Origin of the sequence: Halalkalibacter alkalisediminis, from assembly GCF_028610705.1 — a bacterium.
Taxonomy (GTDB): Bacteria; Bacillota; Bacilli; order Bacillales; family Bacillaceae_D; genus Halalkalibacter; species Halalkalibacter alkalisediminis.
Map to the genome: position 1 here is coordinate 150,186 of NZ_JAQQWT010000002.1, position 16,586 is coordinate 166,771.

The window sequence follows — 16,586 nt, forward strand, 5'->3', positions numbered from 1 at the left end:
TGCTATAACCTTAATAAAACTCCTTTTTAATTCTTTATAAAGAACAGCCCATTATTTTAAAATTATCACTATTTTACTATGTTGTCAATTACCCTTTTACATTTATCTATTGTTTGATTGATTTCATAAGAATCCACTTACAAACATGTAAAATAACCCATATATAAAACATATGAGCTATTTTACACGACAATTAAAACAAGAAAATCGAAACAATTTAAGTAGCATTGCTAATTAGTAACTCTCACATATTAATTTCTAACTAGTAAATCGATTATACGCAGGCGCACTGGCGTCAACTCTTTCACCCGGAACATATGCTTCATCCGTATATGGCCCATTAACAGTTGAGGCCATTGTCATATTTACCTTAAGTTCTTCCAATACAGGTTTTTTCCATGTTTGTTTCATATTGTCACCCCCTTTCAATCGAATCGTTTTAAAAATTTATAAACTATCAAACTACGCATAAGCACCTTGCTATTAGATTCAACAACATATGAGGGGCTAACGCCATCTTTCACTTTAATAAAAGCATCCTTAATTGCTTGACCATTTAAATAAATTAAATAATCCTTGTCATTTGCCATTTGTTGTACGTCTTCTATGAAAGTATCCCAATGCGGAATCATCCGATGAACCCAATCAGCACCTTGAACACCGTGAATACGCTGATTTAACCTAACGTTATCAGGCAACAATCCTTTAGTGGATCTTCGAATAAGGGCACGATCTAATCCTTTTTGAACGTATTGACTCTCAGGGACCGATAAGCAAAAGCGGATTACTCTGATATCATTGGTAGGATCGCGCTTCCATAATCCATGACGTAGAGATAACTTTGTAGAAAGAGTGTTACTTGCATTCCAATGAAAAACATCTGCAAAATGTCGTATCCTTTGTTCATAGATATTGGTTGACGAAAACCACCCCGATTCGTCTATGCCAAATTTACTTAGTTCCGTATAAACATTAGTTTTCCTAGCAAATTCTACGTTAATTAACATAGAATTCGTGTTTGAGGTGATTGCTGGTACTGCTCGCTTTATAGTAGGGAATGCTTTCTTTGCTAGACTAGGTAATCTCCGTAACCTAGCTCCACCCACGTTTTTACTATATTGATCCAACTCTTGATAAAGTCGAACCCATTTTAGTCTTTTTAATAGGAGAGCATAAAAGTCTAATGCCGATCCCCAAGATATACTCAGGTTTCCTCTTCCTCCGTTTAGAAGAATTCCAACACCCTCATTATTTGCTTTCTCGAACATCCCCTTTAACCAGAAAGAGTTTTCAAAGAATTTATAAGGCATTTCCATCATTTCAAGAAACCCTTCTATTTCTGAATATGAATCCCTTCCATCAAAATCTAGATAATGGTCATTTATACCACCTACATAATTCACTGTTGATTTAATAAGCGGCCTCTCATCAGGCATTAAATGTCTCGGTGTAAAGTCTATAAAATCACTCGGTGGGATATAACTGAATGTATGTAGTGTTTTATTACTTAAACTTAATTCCTTAGAAGCAAAACCAACAATCGAGCCGGAATCCAACCCACCACTTAACTGAGCGCCTACATGACGATACGTACGCAAACGAGAAGAAACAGCTTCTTGAAATACCTCTTGAAATGCTTCTACATACTCTTCATCTGATTTAAATTTCAACTTCTTTTCTGAGCTTAATGTACAATATCGGTTAAGGGCCACTTTTTCACCTACGATAGAAATGCTATGAGAGGGTGGAATTTGCTTTATATTGTTGTAAGGCGTTGCAGATGCATCAACAACATCAATCATTCCGGTTATAGCCAAATATTGAGCTAACCACTGTTCATTAAGCTGCTTTTCAACATACGGTAAAGACAATAGCGGTTGTATTGTCGTGCAAAAGGCAAACCGCTGTTTTCCTCGGTAATAATAAAGTGTCCTACTTCCAGAGAAATCTCTAGCCCCAAATAACTTTTGGTTGACATCATCCCAAATCAAGAAAGCAAAATCGCCTACTAAATACTTAGGCGATTCTTCTTTCCACTTGTGATAAGCAAGCAAAATTAACTCACTATCAGAAATCGATCTTCTTTTATAATAATCAACTTGTAATTTTTCAAATAGCTCATCACGGTTATCAATAATCGCATCTGCGGTAATTGATAACTTTCTATCTTTATCATAATAAGGTAATAACTCTCCTACTGATTCAGGAGTAACCCATTGTGCATGACAGCCAAGGAAAATATTCTTCTTGTACCAAGTTTGAATATCATCTGCTGGGTATTGTTCTAAGTTTTTCATAATGGCGTTACTATGTTCTATATGAACAGGTTCATTATTAGTATGATAAATTCCAGCAATTGCACTCATTGGCTCCTCCTATATTCGTACAACTATCGTTCTTATTAAAGAACTTAAAGAGTGAGAAAAGTTGAAGTTCAGGATTAGAATACAATAATGCCAAACTTCACAAATGTAACATGTCCGTATGTATTAATAATATATGCTGATTCATCGTTCTTTTTAAAGAACATTATAATACTTATATTACATCAAAATTATCTTATGTCAATCAGATAAAAGAAAAATCATTTACACAATTATCATTCCATACAGCCCTTAGTTCCTTTTCACAAAGAAACCCTTAATTACTTTCTACTTGTTTAATTGTTACATCAGCTTTGTCATTAGCCACATGAGGGTTTCCACCAACAAAGGTACAATCATTAAACTCATATTTCCCTTCTTGATTTATAACCGGTCCTACCGATCCACCTTCACCAGCTTCAAATACACAGTTGTTATACGTTCCCCTTGGAAGATCGAGCCCGTAAGTAGAGTTGTATCCAATGACTTTTAAATTGTCGAAAATACTTCCTTCTTCCACTCCACCCGTGAGATTTCGTAATGTTGATTGTCCTTCTATAGTAATATTAGTTAAATGTACAGGTTGGTCCCATACTGTTAATCCAGAATCATTTTTCTTATTATTCTTTATCAAAATATTTGAAGCTGTTACTCCAAATGGCACTTTACTACTTATACTAAATTTTGAATCTGTCAAAATCATCCCATCAATTGTAATGTTAGGACCTGTAAAATAGGTATACGAGTCATTCATTACATTATCTATGAATTCAGCATCATAATAAGCTACAATTCTGGATCCATCAAAAGTATTATTTTTTACTGTTGCTCCTGAAAATGGTTCTGAAATGGCTAAACCGATAGCACCTTTAGATCCTAAATAATTATTCTCGACTATAGCATTCTTTCCATCAAATAAAATAACATCATATGCTGCATTGTTATAGAAGTTATTATCTCTAATCTTAATGTTCTCATTAGGTAAACCATTTTCGCCCACGCCACCTTCAACATCAATTCCAGATTGAGGGGCTGTTCCTGAGATGTTATGTATTTCATTGTTTTCAATTAAAACGTTTTCTGCTCCACCTACAGTAATCCCTTGTCGGCGATTGTAAGCAAACTCAGAGTTTTTCACAGTAACATCTTTTGAAATTACTTTGTTCCAGAATTCTACGTAGACATCTTCTATAGCATCTGTATCAAAAACAGCATAATAATAGTCGGCATCAACAGGGACTTCGATCAAATCCCACCCTATCTTTTGATCTGTTACATGAGATAAAAAGATATCTTCTGCATTAAAAAAATACACATCAAAAGTAACTTCACTCGATAGATTACGTGGCAACGAAAACTGAAAGGTCCTTTGATTTTCAAAAATCCCATTAGTAAAATTCGTTTTTTCGATATCTTTAGTTCTAATTTTCGTTGTATCATAAATTAAATTGCCATTTTCATCGAGTCCTCCAAATTTAAAATCAGATTCAGATAACTCATTAATTAATTGACTTGTTCCACCTACACATAGGCCATCACCTGTAAAACTTACAGCCTTCACATTTTCAACAGTAAGACCTATAGCACCTTCAGCCAAAATCCCACATCCAGACTCATGAGTACCTGCACTATGTTCGTTATCTTTCCCTGAATAATCATGAGTATCACGGTCCCCCATATATATACCCCCAATTAAGGTAACGTTTTCTATGCCAGGACCAATATACAACAATTCATATCTTTCATAGCCATTTGTTTCTTTCTGAAGTACCGTTTCATCATCAAGTTTAAAAGTCATATTACTGACCATGTTTATCCGAAAATCTTTGTCTATAAGGTAGTTTCCTGCTGGTACCTCAAATATTATGTCCCCATTTTCAGATGCCCAATTAAGTGCTTCGTTAAATCCCTTAGTTGTTTCAATTGGGTGTGATTCATCATTATGTATATTCCAACGCTCTAGTTCCAAAGTATAAACCTGTTGTGATAAATCTTCCTCTTGTTCATTTTCGATATCTAAGCGAACTGCGTCAGAGTGGTCGGTACTGTTTGGTGTACACCCTACAAGAATGATGCTTATTAGCAACCAACCAAAATTGATTTTCATTACTACCCCATCCTCTTTAAAGTCCATTTTTCTCTATCATAACCTTCTGTTTCTTTATAGGATTTCTATAATTAACCTATGAAAACATAAAGAGAAAGCATCACAAATCACTCAAGATACTTTAACTTTTTCTGAAAATAGTTTTAGATTACACTTAACTAGATACTATATTACGACGTTTGTTCAAACTGATTATTAATTGCAACTAATCTTCCTTTGCTGATTTTGAATACAACATCACAATTCTCAATCGTACTTAATCTATGCGCTATAATGATTAATGTTTTTTCTCCTTTTAAACCGTCAATAGCCTTCATGATCTCTTTTTCTGTTTCATTATCTAATGCAGATGTTGCTTCATCCATAAATAATATTTCTGGATTATGATACAAAGCTCGAGCAATACCGATCCGTTGGCGTTGCCCACCTGATAGTCTTACACCTCTTTCTCCAATACTTGTGTCTAGTTTATCAGAAAGTTGTTCAACAAACTCTTTTAGTTGAGCCTGTTCCAATGCTCTCCACACTTCTGCATCATTAATTTGCTTTCCCTCTATTCCAAAAGCAACATTTCCACGTATCGTATCATCTGATAAAAATATAGATTGTGGAATATAACCTATTTTCTGTTGCCATATTGACTTTTGGTCAAGTAGGTTCTTACCGTCAACTAAAATGCGTCCCTTTTCTGGTTGTAAGACACCTAAAATAATATCAACTATAGTAGTTTTTCCAGCACCCGACTCCCCTATAAACGCAACAGATTGACCAATTGGAATCGTCAAAGACACGTCTTTTACTGAAAACTCATTTTGATTTGGATAACGAAAAGAGACATCGTTTAACTTTATGGCATTGTTAAAAACTTTCTTTCCATGGTTAACCTTTGCTGAATTCGTTTCAGTAGTGAAATCAACCTCTGAGGACTTTTCTTTATTCATGAATAAATCTTCATAAATAACCGTTAATGCAGGTTGGCTATAACGAATTGTTGTTATCATAGCCATGACTCGATTGATTGATGGCATTAGTCGAAAAGCTGTCATAGCAAATAATGCCATTGTTGATACTAATTCTGTCGTCGTATTTGTCCCTTGAAAAATTATTATGATCATAGTAATGAGGACAATCGCTACCAATAGTGTTTCGATAAAAAGCCTTGGAACTTGTTCCAACATTTTCATGTAACGATTATTATTCGCAATAGTTTGACTCTGTTTTGTATAAGCATTCACAAAAAAACTTTCTTTTCCTGATACCTTTATTTCTTTACTTGCTCCTAACCCTTGTTTTACCCATTTAATCATCGTACCACTTAATTTTTGTTGCTCTTTTCCTAAGTGACTAATTTTATTACGAAATACTTTAAAAAATAATACTACACTACTACATAATAATACTGCAGCAGTTATAGTTGCAGTTGGAGCTGTTACTAATAGCAATGCTAAGATGCAAATAATTACAAGTAACTCTGTAAATAAATGAAATGCGGACAAGATAATTCCTTGAAACACCTTAGGTACTTCACTATTAACATTTCGAAGTAAGTCAGCTGAATTTCGTTGTAGATGGAATGTGTATGGTTTTGTTAGGTACTCTTTAAATAGTTTTCGTGATAGCCTTACTTGTTGGTTTAAGATAACTCTATATTGTACATAGTGAAATAGTAGTAAGTAAAGGTTTTTCAAGACGAACACTGTAAGCAATACTACTACTGAAAATATAATAAACGATGCTGTTGTTGGGAAATTTAACATACTATAAATATATGATAATACGGCTTGCTCATGAATAATGCCTGGGTTTGTAATAATTCCAACAAATGGAACTACCAAGCCAATTCCAATTGTTTCAAAAATTGCTGCAATTAACATCATAAAAAATAATACTACTAACTTTTTCTTTTCTTTTTTCTCAAAAAGCATTAATAATTTCTTGAAGGCATCTTTCAATTGATTCACACCTTTAACTAGGATTAGTAATTTCACTTCAACATTTATTTAGAACCATTAGGTTCATAATAATAGAGTTTTAATTCCCTTATTTTTTTTAAAACTTTTGAATACTTTTATATCTCTTATAATCCAATTAAGGATATTATTAATATCTGCTAAGTTTAAATATTCCTTACTTTGATAAACTACGTTCAGCCAATGAGTAATATATTCTAAGTAGAATAAGTCCAAATAGAGATCACTATCTATAGTACTTGCATTGATAACATTCTCCTTATGTAAAAGTTTTATAAAAAAAGGTATATCCACTGTTGATTTTGTTTTATAACGTAAAAAGTGCAAATCGTATAGGATTGACCTTTTTTCACAAAACTCCCAATCTATGGCTTTGATAACTTTTTTATCTTTTATAAGGTTATTAAAATGAAGGTCTCCATGAGACATTACTAGATAAATCTTCTCATTTCCTCTCAGCAAAAGATCTTTTTTCATATCTGAAATAAAATCATTTATCTCTCTAATTTTACAGTTGTCACCTAACAATTTCCCTGTTGATTCAACCTTCAGTTTATGTAAATATACATCTAGGAGAATATGTTCTACAGGATATTTCGTTATTAAGTCCTTAATAAAGCTGGTTACTTTTTTAATTACAATTGCCTTATCTTCTTCGCTCATAGTTTTCAGTGAAAAGTGAGGATAATTTAAAAAAGCCTCTTTATACATCTTTTTTGTTTTGTTAAACTCAATTAATTGCGGTCCAAGACTTAATTCACCCAATTTTTTATACTTTTCTACTTTATTAGTGAGAATATCATTTTTGATACTATCTGAAAAAATTGTTGTAGCAATTCCCTTTTTGACATCAAATACCTTGAAGTTATCTTGCCTTTTACTATATATCGCTATTTGACCATAGACTGGTAGAACTATTAAGTTAGCTTTATTTATTCTAGGCTCTCTGTGAATATTGGTAATCAGGTGACAAATTCTATATAACTTTACAAACCATTCCGGAATTAATTTTTTATTTGTTGATTTGCCATCGATGATACTAAACGGTTTTAATTTGCTCCATAAGTAAAAAAACATTTTATACTTATTAGTATCTAAGCTATAAAAATAATTATTTACTTTAATATATCTGTATCCCTTGTACTTTTTTGTAGTAAAAATTAGTATCACCGCCTTTATAATTTTACCTTTTATATTTTTCATATAAATTTATAGTTCTACTACTAAACCCTTGCGTAAAAGGCAATACATTAAATAAAGTTGAGTAAACCCCTATATCTTTCGTATCACCTTGGGAAAAATCAACTGCTCCATTTTTTCTTGTAACTTTCATGAGATAATTAATTGCCATCTCACTACTTCTTAAACTTTCATTAGTAATCTTATCAATCTTTGCTGCATTCACTAAAAACCAAGCTAAAGTAGCTGTAGTTGAGGAATCAGGTCGTGATTCCTTCCTCGTCACTGTCCAATTCCAACTTCCATTCTTTTGTTGCATGTTTATACAGGCTCTAGCAAATTGTTCTACACTTTGATCCAATACTGACTTATACTTGCTATCTCCCGATAGTTCATTCCAAGCATCAATCAAACCGATAGCAAACCAACCAAGCCCTCTACCCCATCCATATAACCCAAGAGGCTCATGACTATCCACTTTATAGGCATGACATGGAATAGAATGTTTATCTAACATTCCATATTCTTCATACTCTTTAATTTGTTTTACTGCTAAATCAACACATTCTTCCTTGTTATACCTTGTTCCATAGGCAACTAAAAAAGGACATATAAAACCAATAGTATCTACGTATCTGTAGCTCATCATTGATTTCCTATATCCTACTGTTCCATCTTCACCTATATGATCTTTTATTAGTTCCCACGTATAATCCAATGCTTTTTGATATCGAGTTGTTTCTACAAAGTCTAACTTCATAACAGCATAAGCTAGTATTGCTACATCTACCTGATTAGGTTTATCTATCCAGTGACCTTCTTTATCAAATTTCCCATTTAAAAACTTTTCAATTTCACTTTTCACTTCAATATCATCATTAGTTTTCAAGTATTCTGATAAACCTAATAACAATGACGCCTCTTGCCAATGTTGTATGGCGCTTTTCATATAATTTCCTTTTACCATATCCAATACAACAAATCTTGTGTTATCAGTTACTTTGATTTTAGGAGTCTTATTTAGCCACCTAACCCCTTGTTTTGAAATAGCCTTATTCCATATTTCTTTATCAGTGTATCTCCCTATGTGGATCCGACTTACCCAATCTTTAAATAGAGGGACAATGTCTATTAGAACAATTATTGCTATTATGCCTAGTAAGAGAATAGCTACTAATTGAGTTATCATTTGTTAATTCCTTTCTGTCCTACTCTAAATAAATCGTATAGTTTTTGTATTTCAGATTCAGTTCCAAGTTCTTCTTTTAATAAATTTTCTTTGAGTGAATTCCTTATACTTACGTTATCAATTAACCTTTTTATTCCACCAGCAATAGCTTTTGGGTTCATTTCCACGATCAGACCATTTTGGTTGTTTGAAATTTGATCAGTCACTGTACTGAAGTTAGTTACCACTATTGGTTTGTTGAGTATTTTAGCCTCATCAATAGCAATGGACTTCCCTTCAAATCTAGATGGCTGTACATAAATATCAGCAGCTTTAATATACGGATACGGATTTTCCTTCAATCCTAGTAGAATAAAATTTTCAAGGAGATCATTTTCAATTATTAACCTCTCTAACGTGACCCGTTCTTCTCCTTCACCAATAACATACCATTTCACATCGTAACCATTTTTAACTAAATTTTTACATGCTTTTACCGCAAGTTCGAACCCTTTTTGTTGTGTTAATCTTCCTACTGAAACCAATGTGACTCCACTTTTTACTATGTCTATTTTTTCAGTAGACAATTTGTTCAGCACCGCTGGTGACACAATATTATACATTACATCTACTTTATTTTTGTATTGAGGGAATTTACTCCTTAATACCCTGGCGCATTCTTCTGAAACCGTAAGAATATTATCTAATTTACTAAAATAGTATTCATCAATTTTAGGATCCATCCCGAGTTTATTATAATCGTTATGTATGAATCCTATTTTTTTCTTCGCATTTACCTTTTCAATCGAAAAGTAAACCGGGCTTTTTTCTAAGTAACCAATTGCAACGTCATACTCCTTTTGAATAGACTGCAAAATATTTGATAAACATTTCCAAACCTTTTGCTCACAAATAGCCTTATTTTCCTCTGTTCGAAATATATAACCAGCCTTTAACCTGGAAAATACAATGTCAAACTGTCCTTTTTGAATACAATCTTTTATGGCAGTTTTTATGGACATATCAAAATATTTATAGCCACAAGGTTCTGCTAATAAATTCACTTCCGGAGGAATTTGCGAAAGGAATAGTCCTTCCTGTTTGAATAAAAGCAAATCGACATTAAACTTTGCATAATCTATTGTTTCTAATAATGAAATAAGAGCCTTTTCGGCTCCTCCACAGGTCAAGTTATTCATTACAAATAAAATGTTTTTTTTCACTGAACCCCACCTCCTCCTAAAACATTTTATACAGTTTATTTATCTCTTCTTCCGTTCCTAGTAGTTCTTTTGAAAGATTTTCTATAATATTATCTCGTAAATTATTGTCTAAAATGACTTTTTCCATCCCTTTACCTATTGACTCAGAATTCATTTCTACAATTACTCCATTTATCTCGTTAGTAATTTGATCTTTTGCCGTACTGTAGTTAGTAACTAGAATAGGCTTCTGTAAGATTTTCGCTTCATCAATAGCTATTGATTTCCCCTCAAACCTTGAGGTTTGAGCATAAATATCTGCTTGTTTTAGATAAGGGTAGGGGTTTGATTTCAGTCCTAACAATTTAAAATATTTTTCTAATTTGTTCGTTTTTATTAAACTTAAAAGTTTTTCTCGTTCTTCCCCTTCACCAATAATGTACCATCTAATATTGTATCCTTTATCTACTAATTTCTTACATGCTTCAATTGCCATTTCAAACCCTTTTTGATAATGCAGTCTACCAATTGACAAAATGATAACTTCATCATCTTTTTTATCATATATATCATATTTACCTTGAATAGCCATTTTATTTATCATCGATGGTGAGACAACATTATATATAACATCAACTTTATTACTTTCACTTGGAAATCTTCTTTTAAGAATACTGGCACATTCTTGTGAGACAGTTACAATGTTATCTAACTTTTTGAAATAATGAATATCAAATTCGGGATCCATACCTAATTTATCATAGTCAATATGAACCCAACCTATTTTCTTAGTTGCATTAACTTTATCGACACAAAAATAAGTAGATGTTTTTTCTAGGAAACCTATAGCGACATCGTATTTTTTATTTGTGATGTCTAAAGCCTCTGAGATATACTTCCAACTATATTGTTCTCTTTCAGAAGTATTTTTGTTATTTCGACTTGTTAATGTGAACATAATTCTAGCAATTGCTAATGAAGGCTTTCCTTTCAAAAGAAATTTAATAAGAGAATGGTAAAGTGGTAACGTAAATACAGAATAGGAGTCTGGTAAAGTTAGAACCTGTACTTCTTTCGGGATATATTCCATAAAAATACCATTATGATTTAATAAAAATAAATCCACATTATATTTCTTATAATCAATCTGAGACAATAAATTAACTAAACTCTTCTCTCCACCACCTGCAGCTAAACTTGGCATTACAAATAATAAATTTTTCTTCATTTTCCACCTCAGGTTATTAATTCATTAAGGTAATCTACTGCTTTATATGACATTTTTTTAATATTTGGTATTGATTTTTCTAATTGATTTCTAATCTGTATTTCTTCGCTAACCATCTTATCAAAAGAATTTATTAATTTCGTACTGTTAGATATTTCCTCAATCCCCAAAACTAATTTCTCTTTTCCAAATATATCTTTTGCTATCCCCTTTGATTTAACACTGTACCCTAAGACCATAGTTGGAATACTGTTCGAATAAGCAGCTATTGTTGCATGTGTTCTAGCACCAACAAAGTATCTCATTCTTGCTATATATCCTTTGTACTGGATTGCATTTAAATTATCCGGTAGTAAGATTACTCTACCTGTACCTTTAAACTCTTCATAAAAATTGTTTAGAATTTCATAGTCATTATTTCCTTCTTGTATAACATGCGGAGTAAGGGCGATTGTAAGATCTGTTGAATCTAGTATATGCTGAATTAGAGCTTTTACGGCCGTATGTGACTCCTTATTTCGCTTCCAAACTAATGGGCTAAAGTTCAACCCTAGAGTATTATCTACTTGCCAACCATCTGGTAACGGCAATTCTTCCTTTTCCATCGTGAAAGCAGGATCAGCACATAATTTTACATTGGTAAGGCCCTTATCTAATAACGTATTATAAGTTAGAGTCTCGCGAGCGAGGATTAAATCAAATAACTTTAAGTCTTCAAGCTTCCTTTCAGATAAGTCTTCTTCTCCGATAGAACAACCCCATAATACTAATTTTTTCCCTTTTTCCTTCACTCTTCTATCTATCTCATACCAACCTGGTTGCTCGCCATAACAGTAGTTATCACCACCAATTGATAAAAAAACGTCCATATCGTTAATATATTGAATTGTATTGTGTTCAATCTTTCCTAAAGCATAAGTTTCATCACTGAAAAACTTTATTTTAAGTGATGAAATAAACCATTCATAAGAATATTTTTTAATACTTTTTTTCGAGCCATCGTATATGCCGTCCAACTTAACAAGTACTTTATCTGTATCAGGTTTTCCCGATACTAAATACGTCTTAGCTCCATTAACCTTCTCTTTGATTAAATTATTTGAAGACCTAACTATAGCTTCACAACCTCTATTCAGACTTCCATCATGAGCAAACATCATAACTTTCATTTAATATACCTCCAAAAGGCTATTTATTTCTTAATCTACTGTATGTAACAGCACAATATAATCCTAAAATAGATCTTCTCTTTATCATATTAAGTATAAATTTTTCATATCTACCTGACATATTATAATTTTCACTATAATAAAAGGGTACTGATTCTCGAACACTTTTATTACTTATCATATTTTTTATATATCGATACCTTGTTTTAAAATTTACAACTTTTGATGGTTTAAAGTAAATATGTATGTACGCCATCACGCTTTGTATAAGTTTGATTGATTTTAGTTGAATTATCTTTTCTTTAGACATATCTCCTAATATGTCAAATAATAAATCTGATTTATACACTTCCAGAGCTCGTTCAAAATAATCTTTTTCCTCTATATTTCTAGTAGCACTACCTTCAACTTCCCTATAGTGATATCCCGTATAATCTACATACACCGCTTTGGTTGCAAAGCTAAAGAAACGTATGTTAAAAAGTCCGTCTTCTCCCAAGGTTACTCTTTTAGGGAATAAAACTTTATTTTCTTTTGCTATTTTAGTTTTATAAATTTTATTACAAGCCGTATTTAAATTATCATTTTTAAGAAAATAAGGTAAGAGTTCTAATTCAATGTATTTTCTATCTAAGGTTTGTATAATGGGAAATGAATATCTTGTGATCACTTTATGCCCATCAATTTCACTTTCAAAATTTGATATAACTACATCGCAATTGTTTTGCTTTGCTACACTGTATAATTGCTCATACATATCTGCTTCAATATAATCATCAGCATCTACAAATCCGATATATTCACCAGTAGCTACTCTCAATCCATTATTTCTTGCTATACTAACACCTTGATTTACTTGGTTGATTAGTTTCACCCTTGGATCTCGCTTCTCAACTTCCTCTATAATTTGTTGACTATGATCCTTTGAACCATCATTAACGAAAATAAATTCACAATCTTGAAGAGTTTGGGCTAAAAGCGATTCAATACATTGAGTAAGGTATTTCTCTGCATTGAAAACAGGGATAATAACACTTACTTTTGCATTCATAATTAACCCACTCCTCTTCTGTGCTCTTTGGAATCAGCTAAGTTATGTTTTTTCTCATGTGGACCAATAACCTTGTATAACTTTTCCAGTTCATAGTTATTTCTAAAATCTTTATACTTACAATTCATTTCCAGTCTCACTCTTAGTTCTTGATCGTAATAAAGATTCTCAATTCCTTCAGCTATTCCTTGAACACTTAACTCACATATAACTCCATCAACACCCTCATCAACTTGACTACTAGCTGTTGAATAGTTAGTAATCATTACTGGCTTTGAGAGAATCTGAGCTTCACCAACCGTTACAGCTTTCCCCTCATATCTAGAAGGCTGAACGTACAAATCAGCTACTTGCATAAAGGGGTATGGATTCGTTTTTTTACCCAGTAGTAGAAAGTTATTCTCTAAATCATATTGAGATATTAATTCTTTCAGCTTCGCTTCGTCGCCACCATATCCAACCACGTACCATGCCATATCACTATAACCCTTATCCTTTAACAGTTTTAAGGCTTTAACTGCTTGATCTATCCCCTTTGCATGAGACAACCTAGCTACTGTTACTATTTTGAAACGATTATCGTTAATTAAGGGGTTATCTACTACTTCATTTGCCATGCTTTTAATAAAGTCTGGTGACGTAATATTTTCAATAACGATAACCTTCTTTTCTAATTCATGGTATTTCTTTAGAAAAGATTGTTTACATGCGTCTGAAACTGCAACAATATAGTCAAATTTCTTCCACATGTCTACGTCTTTTGCTACATCTGTTTCAACAGTCGAATAGTCTGTATGAATCCAAGCTACTTTCCTTTTTGCCTTCACTTTTTCAGCAACAAAATAATGTGGCCACAGGTAACTAATGGCTACGTCATACTCTTTTTCCATTTTAGGGAGAAAAGGTAAGGCATATTTCCACATTAACTGCATTTGATAATAGCCAGGTTCGGTAACCCCTTGAAATCTTCCTTTTAAGTCAGCACTTACTTTAGCTAATACCCTCGATGCTCCAATAAAGAATTCCTTATCTTTTAAAATTTCACTGATTGATTTTCTAAAAGTGGTGTATTGTCGAATTTCGTCTAGTAAATTAGCCTTTTGAGATAGTAATTCCATAAAGTCACCTTGATGTTTATATAACATCAAATCTACTTTATGATTTCTATAATCAAAATTATCTAGCATGCTAATAAGACTTCTTTCGACTCCACCAACTTCCATATCAAAAGAGGCTATTAATACATTTTTCATTGTAACCTCCTAAGTTTTTGAAGTTAATCTTCTAATTTTTGCAATATTGTTTCCACCTATGATTTTTGAAGTTAACACTTTAATATTACTTTTCAATCTTGCTTTAGGTGGCAACCAACTCTTATAAAAATAATGCATCGTATATGAGTTTTTCGTAATGAATTTTCGACAGTTAATATAATCATAAGGAGAAAAGTAGGTCTGAGGATAAAATGAACCTAAGCCGGCTAGTTCCTGATATTCCCCGTTCTTTACAAGCCCACTGTTTTTTAAAATCTCCGTGATTATTGCAACATTGGTCAATTCATCAAAACTTCCATCTTGTTTAATAAAATTCTTATCTTGATAATGATCTAAAAATGTCTTTATCAACTTATTTCCTTTGGCAGCTCCAATTGTACTTGTCGCAATAAAGTTTTCTTGTTCAAACCCCCAGAAAGAATCATGGTGCAATAGGTCATCAAATGATTTGAACACTTCAACATCGGTGTCTAAGTAAATTCCGCCTTCATTATACAGGGCATGTACTCTGACGTAATCACTTACAAATGCAAACTTTTTCGATTCATACGCTTCCTTTACATATGGATTGCACGTTACATCGAAGCTTTTTTCATTCCACTCTTTTATTTGATAGTCGTTTAGATAGTTCTTCCAGCTATCAATACATCTAGTAACAATTGCAGGCTTTTCTTTCCCACCAAACCAACAATAATGAATGACTTTTGGTATCTTTTGATTCATTTTACTCATAGTGTGTTCACCCTTTGCTTATCTGACCTTTAATTGAATCGCGCTTGTGACACATTGAATGACTCTTTTTTGGTCGTCCTCACTTAGGTTTGACCCCGATGGCAGACAAATTCCTGTATGAAACAATTGTTCAGATACATTCTCAGTCTCACTATGAGGGTAGTATGTAGCTCCATCGAAAAGTGGTTGTAGGTGCAATGGTTTCCATACAGGGCGTGCTTCAATGTTTTCATCTGCCATTGTCTCAAGCAACGTCTTTACAGTAACTCCTGCTGCTATTTCATTTATCGTTAAAGAAGTAAGCCATCGATTTGATCTCGTATCTGTTAATTCAGGCATAAAATGCAGTCCAGGCAGCTGTCCGAGTTCATCATAATATCGGTCAAACACTCTTCTTCTAGCCTCAACTCTTTCATCTAGAACAGCTAACTGTGATCTTCCTACTCCAGCTAATATATTGCTCATTCGATAGTTAAATCCAAGTTTGCTATGTTGATAATGTGGGGCTTGATCTCTTGCTTGCGTTGCTAAAAACCTTGCTTTTTGTAGGGCTTCACCATTATTTGAAATAAGCATGCCACCACCAGATGTAGTAATGATTTTATTGCCATTAAATGAGTAAATACCGAACTCGCCAAATGTTCCACTTGGTTTCCCCTTGTAAGCTGATCCAAGAGATTCTGCTGCATCCTCGATGATCGGAATATTGTACTCGTTACACAAAGTAACAATTTCATCCATTTTTGCACTTTGACCATACAAATTCACAACAATTGCAGCTCTTGGAAGCTTCCCTTCAATAGATGCATCTACTAGTGCTTTTTCCAATGCCTGTGGTGACATGTTCCAAGTATCAGGTTCTGAGTCAATAAACACCGGTTCTGCTCCTTGATAAAGAATAGGGTTGGCACTTGCGACAAATGTAAGACTCGAGCAAAAGACTCGGTCTCCATTTTTTACTTCTAATAAAGAAAGAGCCAAATGAATAGCTGCAGTGCCTGAACTTAAGGCTACAGCTTCATTGACTCCAACATAGTTAGCTATCTCTTTTTCAAAAGCATCGACATTTGGTCCTAGCGGGGCAATCCAATTTGTATCAAAAGCCTCTTTAATATACCTTTGTTCATGTCCACTCATATGTGG

General features: G+C 33.0%; 13 protein-coding genes. All 13 read right to left on the reverse strand.

All coding sequences use genetic code 11. From position 1 onward, the window contains the following. Positions 1-258: 258 nt before the first annotated feature. The 13 genes from PQ474_RS03230 to PQ474_RS03290 all read right to left on the reverse strand — a co-directional run bounded on the left by PQ474_RS03230 (position 259) and on the right by PQ474_RS03290 (position 16,580). Complete coding sequence (locus PQ474_RS03230) at positions 259-411, reverse strand: paeninodin family lasso peptide (protein WP_273840513.1); 153 nt, start codon at positions 409-411, stop codon at positions 259-261. Positions 412-425: 14 nt separating this feature from the next. Then, positions 426-2,366 carry a lasso peptide isopeptide bond-forming cyclase gene (locus PQ474_RS03235; RefSeq protein WP_273840515.1) on the reverse strand — a complete coding sequence of 647 codons (1,941 nt, stop codon included), beginning with the start codon at positions 2,364-2,366 and terminating at the stop codon, positions 426-428. A 274-nt stretch (positions 2,367-2,640) separates the two neighbouring features. After that, complete coding sequence (locus PQ474_RS03240; RefSeq protein ID WP_273840516.1) at positions 2,641-4,470, reverse strand: right-handed parallel beta-helix repeat-containing protein; 1,830 nt, start codon at positions 4,468-4,470, stop codon at positions 2,641-2,643. A 170-nt stretch (positions 4,471-4,640) separates the two neighbouring features. Beyond that, positions 4,641-6,431: an ABC transporter ATP-binding protein gene (locus PQ474_RS03245; RefSeq protein WP_390186689.1), complete on the reverse strand. Its 1,791-nt coding sequence runs from the start codon at positions 6,429-6,431 to the stop codon at positions 4,641-4,643. 54 nt (positions 6,432-6,485) lie between these two features. Then, positions 6,486-7,643, reverse strand: a complete 1,158-nt coding sequence (locus tag PQ474_RS03250; RefSeq protein ID WP_273840520.1) for a protein kinase family protein — start codon at positions 7,641-7,643, stop codon at positions 6,486-6,488. Beyond that, entirely contained in the window at positions 7,624-8,808 is a 1,185-nt protein-coding gene (locus tag PQ474_RS03255) for a glycoside hydrolase family 88 protein (protein ID WP_273840522.1), read from the reverse strand. Before PQ474_RS03255 ends, PQ474_RS03250 begins: the two co-directional genes overlap by 20 nt. Then, positions 8,805-10,010: a glycosyltransferase gene (locus tag PQ474_RS03260; protein ID WP_273840524.1), complete on the reverse strand. Its 1,206-nt coding sequence runs from the start codon at positions 10,008-10,010 to the stop codon at positions 8,805-8,807. Before PQ474_RS03260 ends, PQ474_RS03255 begins: the two co-directional genes overlap by 4 nt. A 16-nt stretch (positions 10,011-10,026) precedes the next feature. Further along, entirely contained in the window at positions 10,027-11,217 is a 1,191-nt protein-coding gene (locus tag PQ474_RS03265; protein ID WP_273840526.1) for a glycosyltransferase, read from the reverse strand. Between the two features lie 8 nt (positions 11,218-11,225). Beyond that, positions 11,226-12,386: a polysaccharide pyruvyl transferase family protein gene (locus PQ474_RS03270; RefSeq protein WP_273840529.1), complete on the reverse strand. Its 1,161-nt coding sequence runs from the start codon at positions 12,384-12,386 to the stop codon at positions 11,226-11,228. Positions 12,387-12,405: 19 nt separating this feature from the next. Further along, complete coding sequence (locus PQ474_RS03275) at positions 12,406-13,437, reverse strand: glycosyltransferase (protein WP_273840531.1); 1,032 nt, start codon at positions 13,435-13,437, stop codon at positions 12,406-12,408. A gap of 2 nt (positions 13,438-13,439) precedes the next feature. Next, positions 13,440-14,690 carry a glycosyltransferase gene (locus tag PQ474_RS03280; protein ID WP_273840532.1) on the reverse strand — a complete coding sequence of 417 codons (1,251 nt, stop codon included), beginning with the start codon at positions 14,688-14,690 and terminating at the stop codon, positions 13,440-13,442. 9 nt (positions 14,691-14,699) lie between these two features. Then, positions 14,700-15,443, reverse strand: a complete 744-nt coding sequence (locus tag PQ474_RS03285; protein ID WP_273840534.1) for a glycosyltransferase family 32 protein — start codon at positions 15,441-15,443, stop codon at positions 14,700-14,702. An 18-nt stretch (positions 15,444-15,461) separates the two neighbouring features. Further along, positions 15,462-16,580, reverse strand: a complete 1,119-nt coding sequence (locus PQ474_RS03290; protein WP_273840912.1) for a DegT/DnrJ/EryC1/StrS family aminotransferase — start codon at positions 16,578-16,580, stop codon at positions 15,462-15,464. Between the last annotated feature and the right edge of the window lie 6 nt (positions 16,581-16,586).

What these genes read in the sequence shown, in the direction of transcription:
- PQ474_RS03230 (WP_273840513.1), bottom strand. Translation starts at nt 411, where the DNA reads ATGAAACAAACATGGAAAAAACCTGTATTGGAAGAACTTAAGGTAAAT.
- PQ474_RS03235 (WP_273840515.1), bottom strand. Translation starts at nt 2,366, where the DNA reads ATGAGTGCAATTGCTGGAATTTATCATACTAATAATGAACCTGTTCAT.
- PQ474_RS03240 (WP_273840516.1), bottom strand. Translation starts at nt 4,470, where the DNA reads ATGAAAATCAATTTTGGTTGGTTGCTAATAAGCATCATTCTTGTAGGG.
- PQ474_RS03250 (WP_273840520.1), bottom strand. Translation starts at nt 7,643, where the DNA reads ATGAAAAATATAAAAGGTAAAATTATAAAGGCGGTGATACTAATTTTT.
- PQ474_RS03255 (WP_273840522.1), bottom strand. Translation starts at nt 8,808, where the DNA reads ATGATAACTCAATTAGTAGCTATTCTCTTACTAGGCATAATAGCAATA.
- PQ474_RS03265 (WP_273840526.1), bottom strand. Translation starts at nt 11,217, where the DNA reads ATGAAGAAAAATTTATTATTTGTAATGCCAAGTTTAGCTGCAGGTGGT.
- PQ474_RS03270 (WP_273840529.1), bottom strand. Translation starts at nt 12,386, where the DNA reads ATGAAAGTTATGATGTTTGCTCATGATGGAAGTCTGAATAGAGGTTGT.
- PQ474_RS03275 (WP_273840531.1), bottom strand. Translation starts at nt 13,437, where the DNA reads ATGAATGCAAAAGTAAGTGTTATTATCCCTGTTTTCAATGCAGAGAAA.
- PQ474_RS03280 (WP_273840532.1), bottom strand. Translation starts at nt 14,690, where the DNA reads ATGAAAAATGTATTAATAGCCTCTTTTGATATGGAAGTTGGTGGAGTC.
- PQ474_RS03285 (WP_273840534.1), bottom strand. Translation starts at nt 15,443, where the DNA reads ATGAGTAAAATGAATCAAAAGATACCAAAAGTCATTCATTATTGTTGG.
- PQ474_RS03290 (WP_273840912.1), bottom strand. Translation starts at nt 16,580, where the DNA reads ATGAGTGGACATGAACAAAGGTATATTAAAGAGGCTTTTGATACAAAT.